This is a genomic window from Achromobacter sp. 01N37 (assembly GCF_056399725.1).
Genome location: NZ_JBFTRX010000010.1, coordinates 139,569 through 156,417, shown reverse-complemented (window position 1 = coordinate 156,417; position 16,849 = coordinate 139,569). Strand labels below are relative to the sequence as shown.

The 16,849-nt window shown below is 63.2% G+C and carries 19 protein-coding genes; 10 read left to right on the top strand and 9 right to left on the bottom strand.

The window, feature by feature from the left end; genetic code table 11:
* The first annotated feature begins 45 nt into the window (after window positions 1-45).
* From AC1DSJ_RS20810 to AC1DSJ_RS20795, 4 genes are read left to right on the top strand one after another with little or no spacing between them, the layout of a single operon-like run.
* Complete coding sequence (locus tag AC1DSJ_RS20810) at window positions 46-573, top strand: paraquat-inducible protein A (protein WP_441372046.1); 528 nt, start codon at window positions 46-48, stop codon at window positions 571-573.
* The gene (locus tag AC1DSJ_RS20805) at window positions 570-1,205 is read left to right on the top strand and encodes a paraquat-inducible protein A (RefSeq protein WP_342065700.1); all 636 of its coding nucleotides are present in this window, start codon (window positions 570-572) and stop codon (window positions 1,203-1,205) included. Before AC1DSJ_RS20810 ends, AC1DSJ_RS20805 begins: the two co-directional genes overlap by 4 nt.
* Window positions 1,202-2,866, top strand: a complete 1,665-nt coding sequence (locus tag AC1DSJ_RS20800) for a PqiB family protein (RefSeq protein WP_441372045.1) — start codon at window positions 1,202-1,204, stop codon at window positions 2,864-2,866. Before AC1DSJ_RS20805 ends, AC1DSJ_RS20800 begins: the two co-directional genes overlap by 4 nt.
* Window positions 2,863-3,471, top strand: coding sequence for a PqiC family protein (locus tag AC1DSJ_RS20795; RefSeq protein ID WP_441372044.1), 609 nt, complete (start codon window positions 2,863-2,865; stop codon window positions 3,469-3,471). Before AC1DSJ_RS20800 ends, AC1DSJ_RS20795 begins: the two co-directional genes overlap by 4 nt.
* Before the next feature lie 63 nt (window positions 3,472-3,534).
* On the opposite strand, the gene AC1DSJ_RS20790 is transcribed toward AC1DSJ_RS20795, so the two are convergent.
* Both AC1DSJ_RS20790 and AC1DSJ_RS20785 read right to left on the bottom strand, forming a co-directional pair.
* On the bottom strand, window positions 3,535-3,900 hold the full coding sequence (locus tag AC1DSJ_RS20790) for a VOC family protein (protein WP_054428000.1): 366 nt from the start codon (window positions 3,898-3,900) through the stop codon (window positions 3,535-3,537).
* 81 nt (window positions 3,901-3,981) lie between these two features.
* Window positions 3,982-4,440, bottom strand: coding sequence for a DUF2165 family protein (locus tag AC1DSJ_RS20785; protein ID WP_441372083.1), 459 nt, complete (start codon window positions 4,438-4,440; stop codon window positions 3,982-3,984).
* A gap of 215 nt (window positions 4,441-4,655) precedes the next feature.
* Between AC1DSJ_RS20785 and AC1DSJ_RS20780 the strand changes: the two genes are divergently transcribed.
* Window positions 4,656-5,867 (top strand): diguanylate phosphodiesterase, encoded by a 1,212-nt coding sequence (locus AC1DSJ_RS20780; protein ID WP_441372043.1) that lies wholly within the window; start codon window positions 4,656-4,658, stop codon window positions 5,865-5,867.
* A 69-nt stretch (window positions 5,868-5,936) separates the two neighbouring features.
* Here the strand turns inward: AC1DSJ_RS20780 and msrA are convergent, their stop codons facing one another.
* From msrA to AC1DSJ_RS20755, 5 genes are all read right to left on the bottom strand, one after another.
* Window positions 5,937-6,626 carry a peptide-methionine (S)-S-oxide reductase MsrA gene (msrA, locus tag AC1DSJ_RS20775; protein WP_441372042.1) on the bottom strand — a complete coding sequence of 230 codons (690 nt, stop codon included), beginning with the start codon at window positions 6,624-6,626 and terminating at the stop codon, window positions 5,937-5,939.
* Between the two features lie 32 nt (window positions 6,627-6,658).
* Window positions 6,659-7,159 (bottom strand): peptide-methionine (R)-S-oxide reductase MsrB, encoded by a 501-nt coding sequence (gene msrB / locus AC1DSJ_RS20770; RefSeq protein ID WP_441372041.1) that lies wholly within the window; start codon window positions 7,157-7,159, stop codon window positions 6,659-6,661.
* A 96-nt stretch (window positions 7,160-7,255) separates the two neighbouring features.
* On the bottom strand, window positions 7,256-7,597 hold the full coding sequence (locus AC1DSJ_RS20765; RefSeq protein ID WP_441372040.1) for a pentapeptide MXKDX repeat protein: 342 nt from the start codon (window positions 7,595-7,597) through the stop codon (window positions 7,256-7,258).
* 41 nt (window positions 7,598-7,638) lie between these two features.
* Window positions 7,639-8,430: a molybdopterin-binding protein gene (locus tag AC1DSJ_RS20760; RefSeq protein WP_441372039.1), complete on the bottom strand. Its 792-nt coding sequence runs from the start codon at window positions 8,428-8,430 to the stop codon at window positions 7,639-7,641.
* Between the two features lie 10 nt (window positions 8,431-8,440).
* A complete protein-coding gene (locus tag AC1DSJ_RS20755; protein WP_476760382.1) occupies window positions 8,441-9,073 on the bottom strand; it encodes a cytochrome b/b6 domain-containing protein in 633 nt (210 codons plus the stop codon).
* Window positions 9,074-9,221: 148 nt separating this feature from the next.
* On the opposite strand from AC1DSJ_RS20755, the gene AC1DSJ_RS20750 reads away from it, so the two are divergent.
* Together AC1DSJ_RS20750 and AC1DSJ_RS20745 are read left to right on the top strand one after the other, a co-directional pair.
* Entirely contained in the window at window positions 9,222-9,950 is a 729-nt protein-coding gene (locus AC1DSJ_RS20750; protein ID WP_054427993.1) for a response regulator transcription factor, read from the top strand.
* Entirely contained in the window at window positions 9,947-11,419 is a 1,473-nt protein-coding gene (locus AC1DSJ_RS20745) for a sensor histidine kinase (protein ID WP_441372038.1), read from the top strand. The genes AC1DSJ_RS20750 and AC1DSJ_RS20745 overlap by 4 nt, the downstream gene beginning before the upstream one ends.
* Window positions 11,420-11,483: 64 nt before the next feature.
* On the opposite strand, the gene AC1DSJ_RS20740 is transcribed toward AC1DSJ_RS20745, so the two are convergent.
* Window positions 11,484-12,641 carry an NAD(P)H-dependent flavin oxidoreductase gene (locus tag AC1DSJ_RS20740; RefSeq protein ID WP_342065691.1) on the bottom strand — a complete coding sequence of 386 codons (1,158 nt, stop codon included), beginning with the start codon at window positions 12,639-12,641 and terminating at the stop codon, window positions 11,484-11,486.
* A 99-nt stretch (window positions 12,642-12,740) separates the two neighbouring features.
* The gene (locus AC1DSJ_RS20735) at window positions 12,741-13,469 is read right to left on the bottom strand and encodes an IclR family transcriptional regulator (protein WP_054427990.1); all 729 of its coding nucleotides are present in this window, start codon (window positions 13,467-13,469) and stop codon (window positions 12,741-12,743) included.
* Window positions 13,470-13,647: 178 nt separating this feature from the next.
* Here AC1DSJ_RS20735 and AC1DSJ_RS20730 point away from each other — a divergent pair, with 178 nt between their 5' ends.
* The 3 genes from AC1DSJ_RS20730 to AC1DSJ_RS20720 are packed head-to-tail and all read left to right on the top strand — an operon-like array spanning window position 13,648 to window position 16,814.
* A complete protein-coding gene (locus AC1DSJ_RS20730) occupies window positions 13,648-14,586 on the top strand; it encodes a hydroxymethylglutaryl-CoA lyase (RefSeq protein WP_441372037.1) in 939 nt (312 codons plus the stop codon).
* Between the two features lie 39 nt (window positions 14,587-14,625).
* On the top strand, window positions 14,626-15,831 hold the full coding sequence (locus tag AC1DSJ_RS20725) for a CaiB/BaiF CoA transferase family protein (RefSeq protein WP_427946557.1): 1,206 nt from the start codon (window positions 14,626-14,628) through the stop codon (window positions 15,829-15,831).
* Window positions 15,828-16,814, top strand: coding sequence for a Bug family tripartite tricarboxylate transporter substrate binding protein (locus tag AC1DSJ_RS20720; protein ID WP_054427987.1), 987 nt, complete (start codon window positions 15,828-15,830; stop codon window positions 16,812-16,814). Before AC1DSJ_RS20725 ends, AC1DSJ_RS20720 begins: the two co-directional genes overlap by 4 nt.
* Window positions 16,815-16,849: the final 35 nt, after the last annotated feature.

Genomic DNA, 16,849 nt, shown 5'->3' with positions numbered 1-16,849 from the left:
ACGCTGGCGGCAGGCGAGGTCGCGCGTTGCCGTCGATGCGACGCCGTGCTTGAGCGCGCCAACCCGCTGGATGCGGACCGATGGCTGGCATTGACCATGGCGACAGCTGTCGTATTTCTGATCGCAAACATTTGCCCCATCGTCCGCATCAGCCTGAATGGCACGCACCGGCAGGCAACGTTGTGGGAATTCGCATGGGCCTTGGCCCAAGGAAGCGTGGCGCCCCTTGCCATCGTTGCAGGCTTAGTGATGATCTTGGTGCCGCTTGCCCAGATCGCCTTGCTGACATGGGTGCTGAGCTATGCGCGGGTTGGCCGTCGCGCGCCGGGCTTTTCCCGGGCGTTGAGGGCGCTGGCGATCTTGCGTCCCTGGAGCATGGTCGAGGTGGCCATTTTTGGGATTCTGGTGGCGATCATCAAGCTGGTGAGTCTTGTGGACGTGACGCTTGGCGCAGGCGTCTGGGCGACTGCCGCCCTGATGGTATTGCTGACGGTGATTGCTCACCGAGACCTGTCTGCGCTGTGGGATCAGACCGAAGATGAATCGGCATTGCGACGTGGCGGCGCGGCGTGAGCAGGACGCCATTTGCAAGCGATTTGTCGGTAGTGGGCTGCCACACATGCGGGCTGGTTTGCGAACGCGTGGACACGCCCGGGCGAGACGTTCAATGCCCTCGCTGCGGCGCAACGCTGCATCAACGGCGTCCCAACGGGTTTGCTCGCGCGTGGGCGCTGCTTGTGGCCGCCATCATCTGCTACATCCCCGCCAATGTGCTGCCGGTCATGCATTCCAGTCTGCTGGGCAGGGGCAGCAGCAGCACCATCATGGAGGGGGCCGTGGAGTTCTGGACATCGGGCTCCTATGGCATCGCGTTCGTTATTTTCATTGCGAGCGTGGCGGTGCCTTGCGCGAAATTCCTGATTCTTGGGCTGTTGCTCGTCACCTCACAGCGGCGTAGCCGATGGGCGACACGTGAGCGCGCCAAGTTGTACCGCTTGGTTGAGTTTGTGGGGTACTGGTCCATGTTGGATGTGCTGGTGGTGGCGGTGGTGGCTGCCTTGGTGCAATTCCAAGGCCTTACCGATATATCGCCGCGTGTCGGCATCCTTTTCTTCGGCATGGTCGTGATTTTCACCATGCTCGCAGCCATGTCGTTCGACCCCAGGCATATCTGGGATGGTGAAATCAATGGTGGTGTTGAATGATTGAATCTTCCAAGGATCTTCACGGGCTGGATGCGCCCACGGTGATCCCCCGCAGAACGTGGCGGATCTCGCTTGTCTGGCTGGTCCCCCTGATCGCCGCGTTGGTCGGCCTTTCCATGCTGGTGCAAACCTGGGTCACTGAAGGCCCGGTCATCACGATTACGTTTCGTACTGCCGCCGGTTTGGAAGAGGGCAAGACCCTTGTGAAATACAAGGACGTGAATGTGGGCACGGTGACGGCAATCAGCCTTAGCGAAGACGGTTCCCGTGTGGTGGCAACGGTGGCGCTGGACAAGGATGCGGCCAGCCTGGCGCGCGAAGGCTCGCGGTTCTGGGTGGTGCGCCCGCGCATCGGCATTGATGGGGTTTCCGGCGTGGATACGTTGCTGTCGGGGGCATACATCGGCGTGGATCGCGGGCAATCAACGGAGCCTGCAAAAGAGTTCACTGGCCTGGAAAGTCCGCCCACTGTGATAGGCGACACGCCTGGCCGATCGTTCATTCTGCATACCGAAGATCTCGGCTCGCTGGATGTGGGGTCTCCTGTCTATTACCGACGCATTCAGGTTGGTCGTGTTGCGTCCTATCAGTTGGGCGACGATGGCAAGGCGGTCGCCCTGCGGCTCTTCGTCAATGCGCCTTATGACCGCTTTGTCACCACGGCGACGCGCTTCTGGAACGCCAGCGGCGTGGATGTTTCGCTTGGCGCAGACGGGTTCAAGCTGCAAACCCAGTCTATTGCCACCATCCTGGCCGGGGGCGTGTCTTTCGGCACGGCCTTGGGGCTGACCGGTGAACCCGCCCAGGCGGATGCCACGTACGAACTGGCCAAGGATCAGCAGGCGGCGCTGGCGCCGCCTGACGGGCCATCGCAAACCGCTTATCTGGTCTTCGAGCAATCCCTGCGGGGGCTGGCCATTGGGGCGCCCGTGCAGTTCGATGGCATGGACCTGGGCAAGGTCATCTCGATCAAGCCGGATTACGATCCCGACAGGCGGCGCTTCCAATCCAAAGTCGGCATCGTGGTGTATCCGCAGCGGCTCAATGAAATCATGGAAAAAATGCCGCCGTCCGACGGGACCGAGGAAGACAGGCTGGTACGCCTGCTGCAAGAAATGGTGGCCCACGGTTTGCGGGCGCAGGCCAGGACGGGAAACTTGCTGACCGGCCAGCTTTATATCGCCTTGGACTTCATACCCAACACGCCAAAGGTGGTATTCGATTCGCAACGGCGTCCGATCACGCTGCCCACGGTCAGTGGCACGTTCGATCAATTGCAAGAGCGCGTCGCCAACATCGTGGGCAAGATTGACAAAATGCCCCTGGACAGCATCGCGCGCAATCTTGATGCGTCGTTTGCCAACCTGAACAAAGCGCTGCTGCAAGTGAACGGCCTGGTTCTGCCACAGGCCACACAGACCCTGCGCCAAGCGCAACAAACCATTGGCGCCGCCCACGGCATGCTGGCCGAGGACGCGACGTTGCGACAAAGCCTGGGACAAACCCTTCAGGAAATTCAGCGCGCCGCTCGTTCAGTGCGGACATTGACCGACCTGTTGAGCCGAAACCCCGAGGCGCTGGTGCGAGGCCGCCCCAAGAACGCCACGTTCGAGGCGTCCAGCACGCCGCCCGCAAGCACGATGGAGACGCTTCCGCGATGACTCGGTCTATTCGATTCAGCCTGTTTGTTCTGACCCTGGGCCTGGCGGCTTGCACCACTTCTGCGCCGGTACGCTATTACACCTTGCTAAGCGCACAGGTCGATGTCCGGCGCGAGGCGGCGCCCGCGCGCTTCCTGGTCGACGTGTTGCCTGTGACGGTGCCGGAGTATCTGAACCAACCCACACTCGTCGTCAGACAAGACGACAGCGGCATGCTCGCCGTCCTGGATGACGAACGCTGGCTGGGGCCGCTGGACGAAGAGATACGCAATGCGCTGTCCGCGCAGCTGGCCGATGGCTTGGGCACCCAGGACGTCGCCGGCTTGTCGTGGCCAAGCGATGCGCAGGTGATCAAAGTGAAACTTCAGGTCCGCCGCTTTGATGCATGGCCAGGAAAACGCGTGCAGCTTGAAGCGGGCTGGACCTTGCGGGATGCGCGTGACGCGGGCGGCGCCACGCTGGTTTGCCAAGGACGTTTTGAGCAACCTGCCGCCGCCGGTTATCCCGCGTTAGTGCAGGCGCAGCAGCGCTTGATTGCTGCGTTGGCCCATCAGATCGGCCAGGACGCGAAGGCGTGGATGGCTTCGCGGCAGTCGAAATGTTGACACTGGCCGCAACGCTCAACGACACGTCAACGTCTTTAACATCGACCTCTGCGCCTTCCTGATTCACTCTGGCTGATGGCACACGGCTTCCACGTTGTGGCCATCGGGGCCGAGGACGAACGCGGCGTAGTAGTGGGGGTGGTAGTGCGGGCGCAAGCCTGGGGGGCCGTTGTCCTTTCCGCCCGCGGCGATAGCGGCTTGGTAGAACGCGTCTACGTCAGCTCGGGCGTGGGCGGCAATGGCGATATGCAAGGGCGGCGTCACGGCGGATGTGGCGTACAGCCACATTGATGGCTTGCCTTGCCGGCCCAAGCCGACGCTGTTGGGGCCTTCCATGGCCAGGCCCACGCCCAGCGGGGCCAGCGCCTGAAGAAAGAACTTGCGGCTTTCATCCATATCGCTCACGCCGAAACCAAGGTGATCAAACATGACGCCTCTCCGTTGGGGACGGCGGGCTTGCCGTCCATAAACCTAGATCGCCATTATTTCGCGTTTTCAGGCACGGGCGCTTCACTGAATCAGATTCAAGCTCAGGAACGCAATTCCGGTCCAGAGCAGCAGGGCGACATGGGTCAGTTGCAGCGTGTCTTGGCGAATCCAGTATCCAAACCACAAGCCGGCAAGATGCATGGCGAAGAGGCAGGCAGACATGGCGGCGAGCGCGCCATTCAGCCAAGGCCGTGCGGAGTCTAGGTCCCCCTGAATCAACAACAGGTAGCAACCCGCCCAGGCCAGTGCGGCGCCTATGGTTTGGATCAACAGCAACACACCGAGGGCCGCCCGATGCGCATAGGGCGCGGAAACGGCGCGGCTGAGCAAGGGCGTGGGAATGCGGGGCGGCTCTTTCAACGGCAGCATGGCCATCGTTGCGCCGACGGCTGCGGCGGACCCTACAAAATCACGACTATTGTTCAGTGCGGCAAGCGTGAGCCACAGCGCCAAGCCGACAGCCTGAACGGCCAGGAACAACCAAATGGCGGTAAACGGAATCAACAGGGCGCCTCTATTAAACAAGATCTGGCTTGCATAATATGAGCGCGGCTTTTTTCATGCGGTAAAGCCCCCGTGCGGGCTGGGGGCATTTGGCTCCCGATGCGACGGCAAGGTCGTGCAAGAGCGGGCTTATCCGGCCGTGATAGGCTTTTGGCATAAAACCGTCTCAATCGATGTAAGGGAGGACGCCCATGCTCTCAACCTTGATCTATCGCAGCCGCGTCGCGACGCCGCTTCAAGCGAATGACCTCAGCCGGTTAATGCAGAACGCTCAAGAACGGAACGCCGCGGCTTCGATTACGGGAATTTTGCTTTTCGATGGCGTGCATTTCGTGCAACTGCTGGAAGGCCCTCACGATGCCGTCGATGCACTGTTTGAAGTCATAAAACGCGATCCCAGGCACATCAACGTGGTCCATCTTTTGCGAGACGATGCACCAGATCGTCGATTCGATGGCGATGCGATGGCGTTGATCGACCTGCGAGACGCTTCGGAGGAGCCCCGGAAGGCGATTCTTGCCAAGATGAAAGTCAGGGCGCATCTTGCCAGTAGTGACGATCGGGTGATCAAGATCCTCTTGATGTACGTGAACGCCCGCGGGATTGCGCACATCGTCGAAGGCGATCCCGCATCAGAATGGACCTTCGCGCCAGTCGCTTACCCCAGTCATCGCGATGGTGAGGAACCGGCGCACGGAAACCACTATCAATTTGCGCTTCAGCCGATTGTCGATCCGATGCGGCGCAACATCACCTCATTCGAATTTCTTATCCGCGGCCCGTCCGGCGGATCGCCTGAGCAGCTTTTTTCATCGCTTCCCACTGAGCTGCTTTATCAGACCGACCTTGAGTCCAAAGCACGCGCCTTTCAACTGGCGCATCGGCTCGGTCAGCAACACATCAAGATTTCGGTCAACCTGTTCCCGATGTCGTTGATTGCCATCCCCAATGCCGTGGACCTGCTGGTTGATCAAATATTGGCGAGCGGCCTATCGCCCAGCCAGGTGTTCGTAGAGGTGACCGAGCAGGAGGCCATTTCGTGCTTAGGCTCGTTCAGAGGCGCCATCAAGCAATTGCGCATTGCGGGCATCGGCGTGGCGATTGATGATTTCGGCGCGGGATACGCGGGGCTGTCGCTTCTGGCGGAGTTTCAGCCGGACAAGCTCAAGATCGACCGCAAGATCATCCAAGACATCCATACCGATGGGCCACGGCAAGCCATCGTGCTTGCCATCATCCAGGCATGCAAGGCAATGGGCATTACGCCGGTAGCGGAAGGCGTTGAGTCAGTGGAGGAGTGGTGCTGGCTGCAAGCCGCTGGCGTAGAGCGGTTTCAGGGGTATCTGTTCGCTAGGCCCGCCTTGAATCGCGTACCCGATATCTGGTGGCCGGAGCGCCGGTGACGGCCTCGGGTCAAGAAAGGGAAAGCGCCGGCTCAGCCGGCGCACAAGGAGTGGATTAATTCCGCGTTGTCAGTTCACCAGCACCGGCTTGTCCCGCCACTTGTCGGGAAACGTTTTCGCCAGGTTCTCCACCTTGGGAATGTCGTTCACCACGATGTACATGCTGTTGGGATGGCGCACCAGATAGTCCTGGTGATAGCCCTCGGCGGGATAGAACGCTTGCAGCGGTTCCACCGTGGTGGCCAGCGCCTTGGGGTACACACCGGTTTTGTTCAACTGCGCGATATACGCTTCGGCCACTTTGCGCTGGTCGTCGTTGGCGGGGAACACCGTTGAGCGGTATTGCGTGCCGCTGTCGGGGCCTTGGCGGTTCAGCTGGGTGGGGTCATGCGCCACGGAAAAATAGATTTGCAGCAGTTGACCGTAGCTGATCTGCTTGGGGTCGTAGGTGATTTCGACGGCTTCGGCGTGGCCGCTGCGGCCGCTGCTGACGGTGTCGTAGTTGGCGGTGTTTGCTTTGCCGCCTGCGTAGCCGGACACGGCGCCGGATACGCCCTTGACGTGTTGGAACACGGCTTGCACGCCCCAGAAGCACCCGCCTGCGATCACGGCTTTTTGCTGGGCGGTGGCGTCATTCGCTTGATCGACCGCGGGCGGCGGGATGATGAAGGCGGACTCGGCGGCTTGCGTGGCGGCTGCGCCCAGCAGGCCTGTGGCGGCGGCCAGGCTGGCGCAGAGGTTGCGGATGCTGAATGTCATGATGAGTCGGTCCTGAAAATAGGCGTTTAGGATCAGGCTTGCGGGGCGAACGTCATGGCCACGCCGTTCATGCAGTAGCGCAGGCCGGTCGGGCGGGGGCCGTCGTCGAAGACGTGGCCCAAGTGGCCGCCGCAGTTGGCGCAGTGGACGGCGGTGCGGACCATGCCAAAGCTGCTGTCGCGGGTTTCACCCACGGCGGCGGCCAGCGGCTGCCAGAAGCTGGGCCAGCCGGTGCCGCTGTCGAATTTGGTGTTGGATGCAAACAGGCGCTGTTCGCAACCCGCGCACGAGAACGTGCCTGTGCGGTGCTCGTCGTTCAGCGGGCTGGTGTAGGGGCGTTCGGTGCCTTCGCGGCGCAGCACATCGAATTGCGCGGGCGTCAGGCGGGTGCGCCATTCGGCGTCGGTCAGCGTGTAGGGAAACGAGGCGGCCGCTTTGGGCGGCGCGCTGCGTGCGGCAAGCAAGGGGGCCATGCCGGCGGCCAGGGCCGCAACGCCGCCCAGGCTCAGGAAGTGTCTGCGATTCAATGTCATGGCGGGGCTCCGTTAAACGTGGCGGAGGCGGGCGGCGGGGCGGGCGAATGCTGTCGCCCCGCGTGCCGGCGATTGTTCGGGCTGAAAAGCGCAGCCTTACTTCTTCATGTCGTCCTTGCCCATGCCGTCCTTCGACATGGAATCCTTCTTCATCCCGTCGTGCGACATGCCATCCTTGGACATGCCGCTCTTGGACATTCCATCTTTCGACATTCCATCTTTCGACATACCGTCCTTGGCCATGCCATCTTTCGCCATGCCATCCTTGGCCATCCCGTCCTTCGTCATTCCCCCCTTGGACATGCCGTCTTTCGACATGCTGTCTTTGGACATGGAATCCTTGGCCATATTGTCTTTGCCCATGGTGTCGGCGGCATGAGCGGTCACGGCGCCAAAGGCCAGGCACAGGGAAAAAGCGGCAGTGGTAAGAGTCTTCATGATGCGTTCCTTTGAGGGAGAGGGACTATTGGAATTTCCACCTAGCTTCCGCCGAACCAGTTGTAGCCCTGGTCCTCCCAGTAACCGCCTGGGTAGGTGTTGGTGACAAAGATCGCCTGTATGTGCTTGGGGTTTTTGTAGCCAAGCTTGGTAGGCATGCGCAGCTTCATGGGGAAGCCGTACTCGGGGGGCAAGGTCTTGCCGTCATAGGTCAGCGCCAGGATCGTCTGCGGGTGCAGCGCGGTCGGCATGTCGATGCTGGTGTAGTAGTCGTCAGCGCACTTGAAGCCCACGTACTTGGCGGTCAGGTCGGCGCCCACGCGTTTCAGGAACGTGGAGAAGGGCACGCCGCCCCATTTGCCGATGGCGCTCCAGCCTTCCACGCAGATGTGGCGGGTGACCTGGTCGATCTGGGCCATGGCGCGCAGTTCCTCCAGGCGCCATTGGCGCTTGTCGGCGACCATGCCGGTCACTTCCAGCCTGAACGATTCCTCGTCGACGTGGCGAACCTCGTCAATGCCGTAATAGGCGTTGAATGGAAACGGCCGCGTGATCATGGATTCGGGATACGTCGGTGCAAGCTTGTTGGGGTCGAACAGCCAGCCCTGCACGCGGTCGTTAAAGCGCGACACGGTGGATAGCGCTTTTTCGACGTTTTCGTCATCCGACAGCGAACACCCGGACAGCATCGCCAGCCCGCCCAAGGTCAGGCTGTTGCGCAGGAAGGTGCGGCGCGAGGGTTGTTCAACCCGCTTGGTCAACAGGTTCTTGGCTTCTTTCAGGATGGCGCCGCCATCCAGGCCCAACAGCGACAAACGTCTTTTCTGGCTCACGTCAGGCTCCTTATTTGCCGCGGATCATTGCGATCAGGCTGCGCGGCACCAGCGCCACCATCACCAGGTGCACGGCCACGAAAGCCACCAGCAGCGCCATCGCAAAGAAGTGGATGCGGCGTGCAAATTCATAGCCGCCCAAGAGCTCGCGCAGCAGGTCGAATTGCACCGACTTCCACAGCACCAGGCCGGACAGCACCAGCACCACGATGTCGACGATGACAAACAGGTAGGCCAGTTTCTGCACCTGGTTGTAATGGCGCAGGTCGTTGTGCGAGAGCTTGCCGTGCAGCGCCGCGCCCAGGTCGGCGGCGACGCCACGGGGGCTGACGGGGAAGAACTTGCGGAACAGCCGGCCGGTGCCTACGTTCAAGGCCAAGTAGAGCAGGCCGTTGGCGAACAGCAGCCACATGCCGGCAAAGTGCCATTGCAGCGCGCCGCCCAGCCAGCCGCCCAGCGTGATGTCTTTGGGAAACACGAAGTTGAAGAAGGGGGCGGCGTTATAAATACGCCAGCCGCTCATCACCATGATCACGACGGCCAGCGCGTTGATCCAATGCATCACCCGCAACCAGCCGGGGTGAATGACGCCGGCGGCGCGCGGGGCGGCCGGGGTATTGGGGGTTGYGGGGCTTGCCATCATGGCGGGTCTCCGGGGGGCGTTTGCTTGTTGGAGCCATTCTTCCCCGGGGCCGATATCCAAGTCCTCACGCAAACTTAAAATAATTGTGATAACTCCGCCGCCCCGTATTGGCGACAATGGCAGTACTGAACTGGCCCGAGCTCCCCCCATGGATACGCCCCGACGCGTGCTGATTGTTGAAGACGATGCCCACATTGCCGAATTGCTGCGCTTGCACTTGCGCGACGAAGGCTATGCGGTGGAACACGCCGCCGATGGCAACGAAGGCATGCGGCGGCTGGAAGAGGGCAGCTGGGACGCGCTGGTGCTCGACCTGATGCTGCCCGGCATCGATGGCCTGGAAATCTGCAAACGCGCCCGCGCCATGGCGCGTTACACGCCCATCATCATCACCAGCGCCCGGTCCAGCGAGGTGCATCGCATACTGGGGCTGGAGCTGGGCGCGGATGATTACCTGGCCAAGCCGTTTTCCATGCTGGAGCTGGTGGCGCGTGTACGGGCGCTGCTGCGCCGCAGCGACGCCGTGGAGCGCAACGCGCGCATCGACGCCGGCAGCCTGGCGGTGCATGGCGTGTCCATTGACCCCATCGCGCGCACGGTCGACATCGACGACCGCCGGCTCGACCTGACGCCGCGCGAGTTTGATCTGCTGCATTTCTTTGCGCGCCATCCCGACAAGGTGTTCTCGCGCATGGATTTGCTGAATCATGTGTGGGGCTATCAACATGAAGGCTATGAGCACACCGTCAACACCCACATCAATCGGCTGCGCACGAAGATCGAAGCCGACCCGTCCAACCCGCAGCGCATCCTGACCGTCTGGGGCAGGGGCTACAAGTTTGCGGCGGACCCGGGCGGCGCGGGAGCCGCAACATGAAACGCACAACATTGACCCAGCGCTTGTCGGCGGTGTTCGCGCTGCTGTTGCTGGCGTGCTGCGGCGCGTCGGCATGGTTGCAGATCGCCGCCAATTCGCGCTACGAACAAGAGGTGGCGCAGCGCTTGTCTATCGGGTTGGCGCAGCACATTGCCGGCACCACCGAATTGATGGACGCCAACGGCTGGAAACCGGATGCCGTGCGCTCGCTGTTCGACATGCTGATGGCGGTGAACCCGGCGGTTGAGGTGTATCTGTTGTCCAACGATGGCCGAATCGTGGGTGATGCCGCGCCGGCCGGCCAGATCAAACGTGATCGTGTCGATCTGGCGCCCATCAAACAGCTGTTGTCAGGCGGCATGCTGCCGATTGTGGGCGATGACCCGCGCAACGTGGACGCGCAAAAGGTCTTCAGCGCCGCACCGGTCCGCGTGGGCGGGCAAGACAAGGGCTATGTCTATGTGGTGCTGCAAGGCCAGGCGCACGACGCGTTGGCGATGGCGGTATCGCGCAGTTCCGTGTTGCGCACCACGCTGTGGTCGATTGCGCTGGTGGCCTTGTTGGGGTTGGTGGCGGGCTTGACCGCGTTTGCGCTGATCACGCGGCCGTTGCGCGGGCTGACGCGGGCGGTCAAGGCGTTTGATGGCGATGACGGCCAGGCGCTGGCGGCGTTGGAGCAACCGGGTGATGCGCAAGATAATAGCGGCGATGAAATATCGTTGCTGCGGCGTAGCTTCGTTCAGATGGGCCGGCGCATTTCAGATCAATGGCGCGAACTGACGCGGCAAGATCAGCAGCGGCGCGATCTGGTGGCCAATATCTCGCATGACCTGCGCACACCGCTGACGTCTTTGCACGGCTATCTGGAAACGCTGCGGCTGAAAGACGAAACGCTGGACGCAGGCGAACGCCGCCGGTATCTGGACATCGCGCTGGCGCAAAGCCGCAAGGTGGGCCGGCTGGCGCAGGAATTGTTTGAGCTGGCGCGGCTGGAATCGGGGCTGGTGCGGCTGGAGCCCGAGACGTTTTCATTGCCGGAATTGGTGCAGGACGTGTTTCAAAAATTCGAGCTGGCGGCCGAAGCGCGTCAGCAGCATCTAACCACCGATATCCCGCAGGCCCTGCCGCTGGTGCGCGCGGACTTAGGGCTGATCGAACGGGTGCTGACGAATCTGTTGGACAACGCCATCCGGCATAGTCCGCCGGGCGGCCGGATCGAATTGCAGCTGGGCGTGGCGCAGAACCGCGTGCAGGTGCAGGTCAGTGATTCCGGCACGGGTATTCCGCCGGAATTGCGTAGTGGCCTGTTCACGCGTGCGTCGGCGCTGAACCGGGGGCCGCGCGATGGCGGCGGCTTGGGGCTGGTGATTGTGCAGCGTATTTTGCAGCTGCATCAAAGCGAGATCCGGCTGGTGGAACGCCCCGAACCCGGCGCCGTGTTCCAGTTTGATCTGTCGGCGGCGCGGTAGGGCGGGGCGGTCAAGTCTTGCGGTGCCTTCCGGTGGTTGTTTCGGCGCTGTTGCTAATCGGCCATCACGCCGTGGCGGGCATCTGCCCGTGCAGCAGATAGTCCATCAGTTCACGCACCGAACGCATCGCGTTGCCAAACGGCAGCTTCGATGCGCCGCGGAAGAACAGACCACGGCTGACTTCGCCACGCAGGGCGGCGGCCAGCTTCAAGTCGATGCAGAATTGGCCGAAGCGTGACAGGCCATCGCGCAACCCGCATTGCGTCAGGCAGTCCATGCGCTGGCTGCAACGCCGGGGATCGCAGCGCGTGCCGGCTTGCAGGGTCTTTTCCTGGCGCAGATAGCGCGTGAGCCACGGCGTGGCCACGGCGCGTGCCGGCAGTCCTGCCACGCTGGTGAATTCCGCCAGCTCGGCCGGGTCGGCATCGATCAAGACGCGCTTGAAATTCTCGTGCGCATCGCCTTCATGCGTGACGGCAAAGGCGGTGCCCACTTGCACGCCGTCGGCGCCGTTGGCCAGCCAATGGCGCACTTGATCATGGCTGCCGACACCACCCGCCACGATCAGGCGAGGCGCGTCCTGGCCCAGTTGCAGCTCGTTGAACAAGGCATGGCATTCGGCCAGCACGCGCTGGAAATCGAAGCGTTCGTCGTGGATGTCATCCAGCCGCGCCGCGCCCAGATGGCCGCCCGCATAGCCGGGGTGCTCAATGACCACGGCATCGGCCAACCGGCCTTTTTTCATCCATTTCTTCAGCACGACGGCCACGCCGCGGGCTTCCGACAGAATCGGCACCAGCGCCACCTTCGGAAAATCCGCCGTCATTTCGGGCAGATCCATCGGCAAGCCCGCACCCATCACGATGGCCTGCGCGCCGCTTTCGCAGGCCTGGCGCACCAGCGCGGGGTGCCCGCGCACGGCCTTCATGACGTTCACGGCGACTAGACCCCGGCCTTGCGCCGTGTCCAGCGCGGCGCGGACTTCGCGGTCCAGGGCTTCCAGGTTGACGCGGTCGATCAGGTCGCGGTCATTGCATTTGTCGGTTTGCTCAAGCAAATCGGGGTGGTGATGGCGCAAATCGATGCTGGCGATGGTGCCCACCGCGTTCTGGCTGGCGACCGCGCCGGCCAGACGATGAGCGGAAACGCCAACGCCCATGCCGCCCTGAACAATGGGCAGCAAGTCGCGTCCGGCGAGTTTGAGTGATTTGAACCACGTCATGATGAGTCTTTCCTCTGGTCAAGTGGACAGAGGCTAGAGCAAGGGGTGACGGGTCGCCTTGCGCAGGATCAAGCGGGGGGCAAAGGCTCGGCGTAGTGTTCAGCCCACCCGGCCGGTCAGGCGCCGCGCGGCGTTCAGCACGTGGCTCAGGTGGTCGGGGTTGTAGCGGTGCGCGGGCGCGGTCAGCGTCACGGCCGCCGCGATGCCGCCCGACAGCAGGAACACGGGCGCTGAGATGCCCGCCACTTCGTTCAGCCGGTCTCCCATGGCGGCAAAGTAGCCATCCTGGCGGATGCGCGCGTAAAGCGCTTGCTCGGGGCCGGGCGCATTGCCCAGGATGTCGTCATAGGCCGTCAGCACGCGTCCGCCGCTGCCGCGTTCCAAGGGCAGCAGGTCGCCCGCGCGGATGTGGTCGCGCACCGGGTGCGGGGAATCGACGCGGTACAGGCACAGGCGCGCGTCGCCCTGGCGCACGTGATACGCCGCGCTTTCGCCAGTGGCCGCGACCAATTCGCGCAGCACCGGCACGACGATGTGCTCCAACGAAAACGACGCCGAGTAGATGCCGTGCAGGCGGGCGACTTCGGGGCCGAGCGCATAGCGGCCGTCGTCCAGGCGCTGAATCCATTGCGCGTGTTCCAGCGATGCCAGCAGACGCAACACGGTGCTTTTGTACAGCCGCGTGCGTTCGGCCAGTTCACCCAAGGACAACGTGCGGTCGGTGGGGGTGAAGACGGCCATCAGGCTCAAGGCGCGGTCAACGGCCGCCACGCCGCCTTGGGCGGCATCGGCATCGGCAACGGATTCGGTGGCGGCTTTACGCGGCATAGGGTTCCTTGAATTGTGGCGGCAGGTTCCATCCTTCAGAACGGCTGCGCGCCATTGTAGGCAAAGGCGGCGCCATCACTCCCGCTAAATCGCGCTTGACAGCAATTTTTGGTTTGGCGTTTAATTCTATTAGAAAGAACATCGTTCTATAAGATAGAATTTAACGGAGACTCACGCCATGGCGAATTCCGCCGCAAGCGACACCGACGTCCTGATCAGTGAAGTCGGCCCGCGCGACGGGCTGCAATCGGTGAAGGCCACGATGCCCACCGCTGACAAGTTCCGCTGGATCGATGCGCTGGCCGCCGCCGGCGTGCGCGAAATTGAAGTGGCGTCGTTTGTGCCGGCGCGCTTGCTGCCCCAAATGGCCGACGCGGCTGAAGTTGTGGCCTATGCCGCGCGCATTCCGGGTGTGACGGTGATGGCGCTGGTGCCCAATCTTCGTGGCGCCGAGGCCGCGCTGCGGGCCGGCGTGCACAAGCTGACGATGCCCGTCTCCGCCAGCCGCGCGCATTCGCTGGCCAACGTGAGGAAAACCCCGGAAGACATGGTGGACACCGTGCGCGCCATTGCCGCACTGCGTGACGACATCGCGCCCGGCGTAAAGCTTGAGGCCGGCATTTCCACCGCCTTCGGCTGCACGCTGCAAGGTTTGGTGCCGGAAGACGAGGTGATTCGGCTGGCGGTGATGTGCGTGGAAGCGGGGGCCGATGAATCAGGCTTGTCGGACACCGTCGGCCATGCCAACCCGGCGCAGGTGCGCCGGCTGTTCCGGCGCTTGCGCACTGAAATCGGGTCGAAGGCGGGCGCCGCGCACATGCACAACACGCGCGGGCTGGGCCTGGCCAATTGCCTGGCCGCCTGGGACGAAGGGGTGCGCACGTTCGACAGTTCGCTGGGTGGTTTGGGCGGCTGCCCCTACGCGCCAGGCGCGTCCGGCAATGTCGTCACCGAAGACCTCGTCTTCATGTTCGAGGCCATGGGCGTGCGCACCGGCATCGACCTGGAAAAAATCATCGCGGCGCGTCAGCCGCTGGTCGCCGGCTTGCCCGGCGAGCCGCTGTACGGCATGACGCCCGACGCCGGCTTGCCTCTGGGCTTTGTTCAGGCGCGCTAGCGGCATCCGCTTACCCCTCGCAATCAAGGTGCATTACCCATGACTAGCCGTGCAACGTCCCGCCTTCCGTATGAAGGCATCCGCGTCGTCGAGTTCACCCACATGGTGATGGGGCCCACGTGCGGCATGCTGCTTGCGGACCTGGGCGCGGAAGTGATCAAGGTGGAACCGATAGGCGGCGACACCACGCGCCGCCTGCTGGGGTCGGGCGCGGGGTTTTTCCCCATGTTCAACCGCAACAAGAAGAGCATCGCGCTGGACCTGAAGCAGCCCGAAGGCGTTGAAGCCGCGCGGCGGCTGATCGATACCGCCGACGTCGTCAGTGAGAATTTCAAGTCGGGCGTCATGGACAAGCTGGGCTTGGGCTATGCGGCGCTGAAAGCCCGCAACCCCCGGCTGATCTACGTCAGCCACAAGGGTTTTTTGCCCGGCCCGTATGACAACCGCACCGCGCTGGACGAAGTCGTGCAGATGATGGGCGGGCTGGCCTATATGACGGGCCGGTCAGGCGACCCGCTGCGCGCGGGTTCCAGCGTGAACGACATCATGGGCGGCATGTTCGGGGCGATGGGCGCGATGGCGGCGCTGGCGCAACGCGAACACACGGGCGTCGGCACGGAAGTGCAGGCCTCGCTGTTCGAGAACAACGTGTTCCTGGTCGGCCAGCACATGATGCAGTACGCGATGACGGGCAAGGCGCCCGCGCCGATGCCCAGCCGCATATCGGCTTGGGCGGTGTACGACGTGTTCACCGTGAAGGATGGCGAGCAGATCTTCCTGGCTGTTGTCAGCGACAAGCAGTGGGACATCTTCTGCCGCGCTTTCGGCTTGCAGGAATGGCTGGCGGATACGCGGCTGAAGACCAACAACGACCGGGTGCAGGCGCGCGAGTGGCTGATGCCGCTGCTGCGTTCCCATCTGGCGGATTACCCCGCGGCGGCGCTTGCCGCGCGGTTCGAAGAAGAAGGCTTGCCCTTTGCGCCCATCACCCGTCCCGAACAGCTGTTTGACGACCCGCATCTGAAAGCCACCGGTGGGCTGGCCCCGATCACGCTGCCCGACGGGCGCGAGAGCTTCGTGCCGCTGGCCCCCTTGACGCTGGACGGGCAGCAACCCCCCATCCGCTTGCAGCCGCCGGCTGTGGGCGAACACACCGACGCGCTCTTGCGGGCGGTCGGCTATCGCGACGACGAGATCGCGGCCTTGAAGGCAAGGCGCATAACAGAAGGAGACCAACCATCATGATCACGCTGACCCGACGCTCGTTTTTGGGCGCCACGCTTTGCGCGGCCGCGTTGCCGTTGCGGCTGCATGCCGCGTCCGCCTATCCGGACGGCCGGCCCATCCGGCTGATTGTTCCGTACACGCCGGGCGGCGGCACCGATTCGGTGGCGCGCGCGATTGCGGCCAAGATCACCGGGGCCGCCGGGTGGTCTGTGGTGGTGGAAAACCGCCCCGGCGCGGGCGGAAACATCGGCCTGGATACCGTGGCCAAGACGCGCCCGGACGGCTTCATGCTGGGCCTGGGCCAAACCGCCAACCTGGCGATCAACCCGGCGCTGATGCCCAAGATGCCGTTTGATGCCACCAAGGATTTCGCGGCCGTCGCCATGGTGGCGTCGCTGCCCGTGGTGCTGGTCGTCAAGGCCAACGCGCGCTGGAACACGCTGGCCGATCTGGTCAAGGAAGCGCGCGCGCAGCCCGGCGCCATCAAGCAGGCGCTGGCCGGGTCCGGCACCGTGGGCCATCTGGCGGGCGAGCTGTTGGCGTATCAAGCCAAGTTTCAGGTGCTGAACGTGCCGTACCGGGGCGCGGCGCCCGCGTTGAACGACCTGTTGGGCGAGAACACCGACTACATGTTCGCCACGCCGCAGGCCGCGCAGGAAATGCTGAAAGGCAAGGTGCTGCGCCCCTTGGCCGTCACTTCCCGCGAACGCCTGTCGATCCTGCCCGACGTGCCGACCGTGGCGGAATCCGGGTTCGATGGCTTCGAGGCCGTGGACTGGAAGGCGCTGGTGGCCCCGGCCGGCACGCCGCCCGAGATCATTGATACGGTCAACGGCGTCGTTGAAAAAGTGCTGGCGGACCCGGCCACCATCGCCATGTTCACGGCGGAAGGCAGCAAGCCGATGGGCGGATCGCCCCAGGCCGCGCAGCAATACATCCGGGACGAACAACAGAAGTGGGCACGGCTGATCCGCGAAGCCAATATCCAGACGGCGGCGTAGATGACGGACGGGGCCCCGGCAAAAAGGGGCGCCCC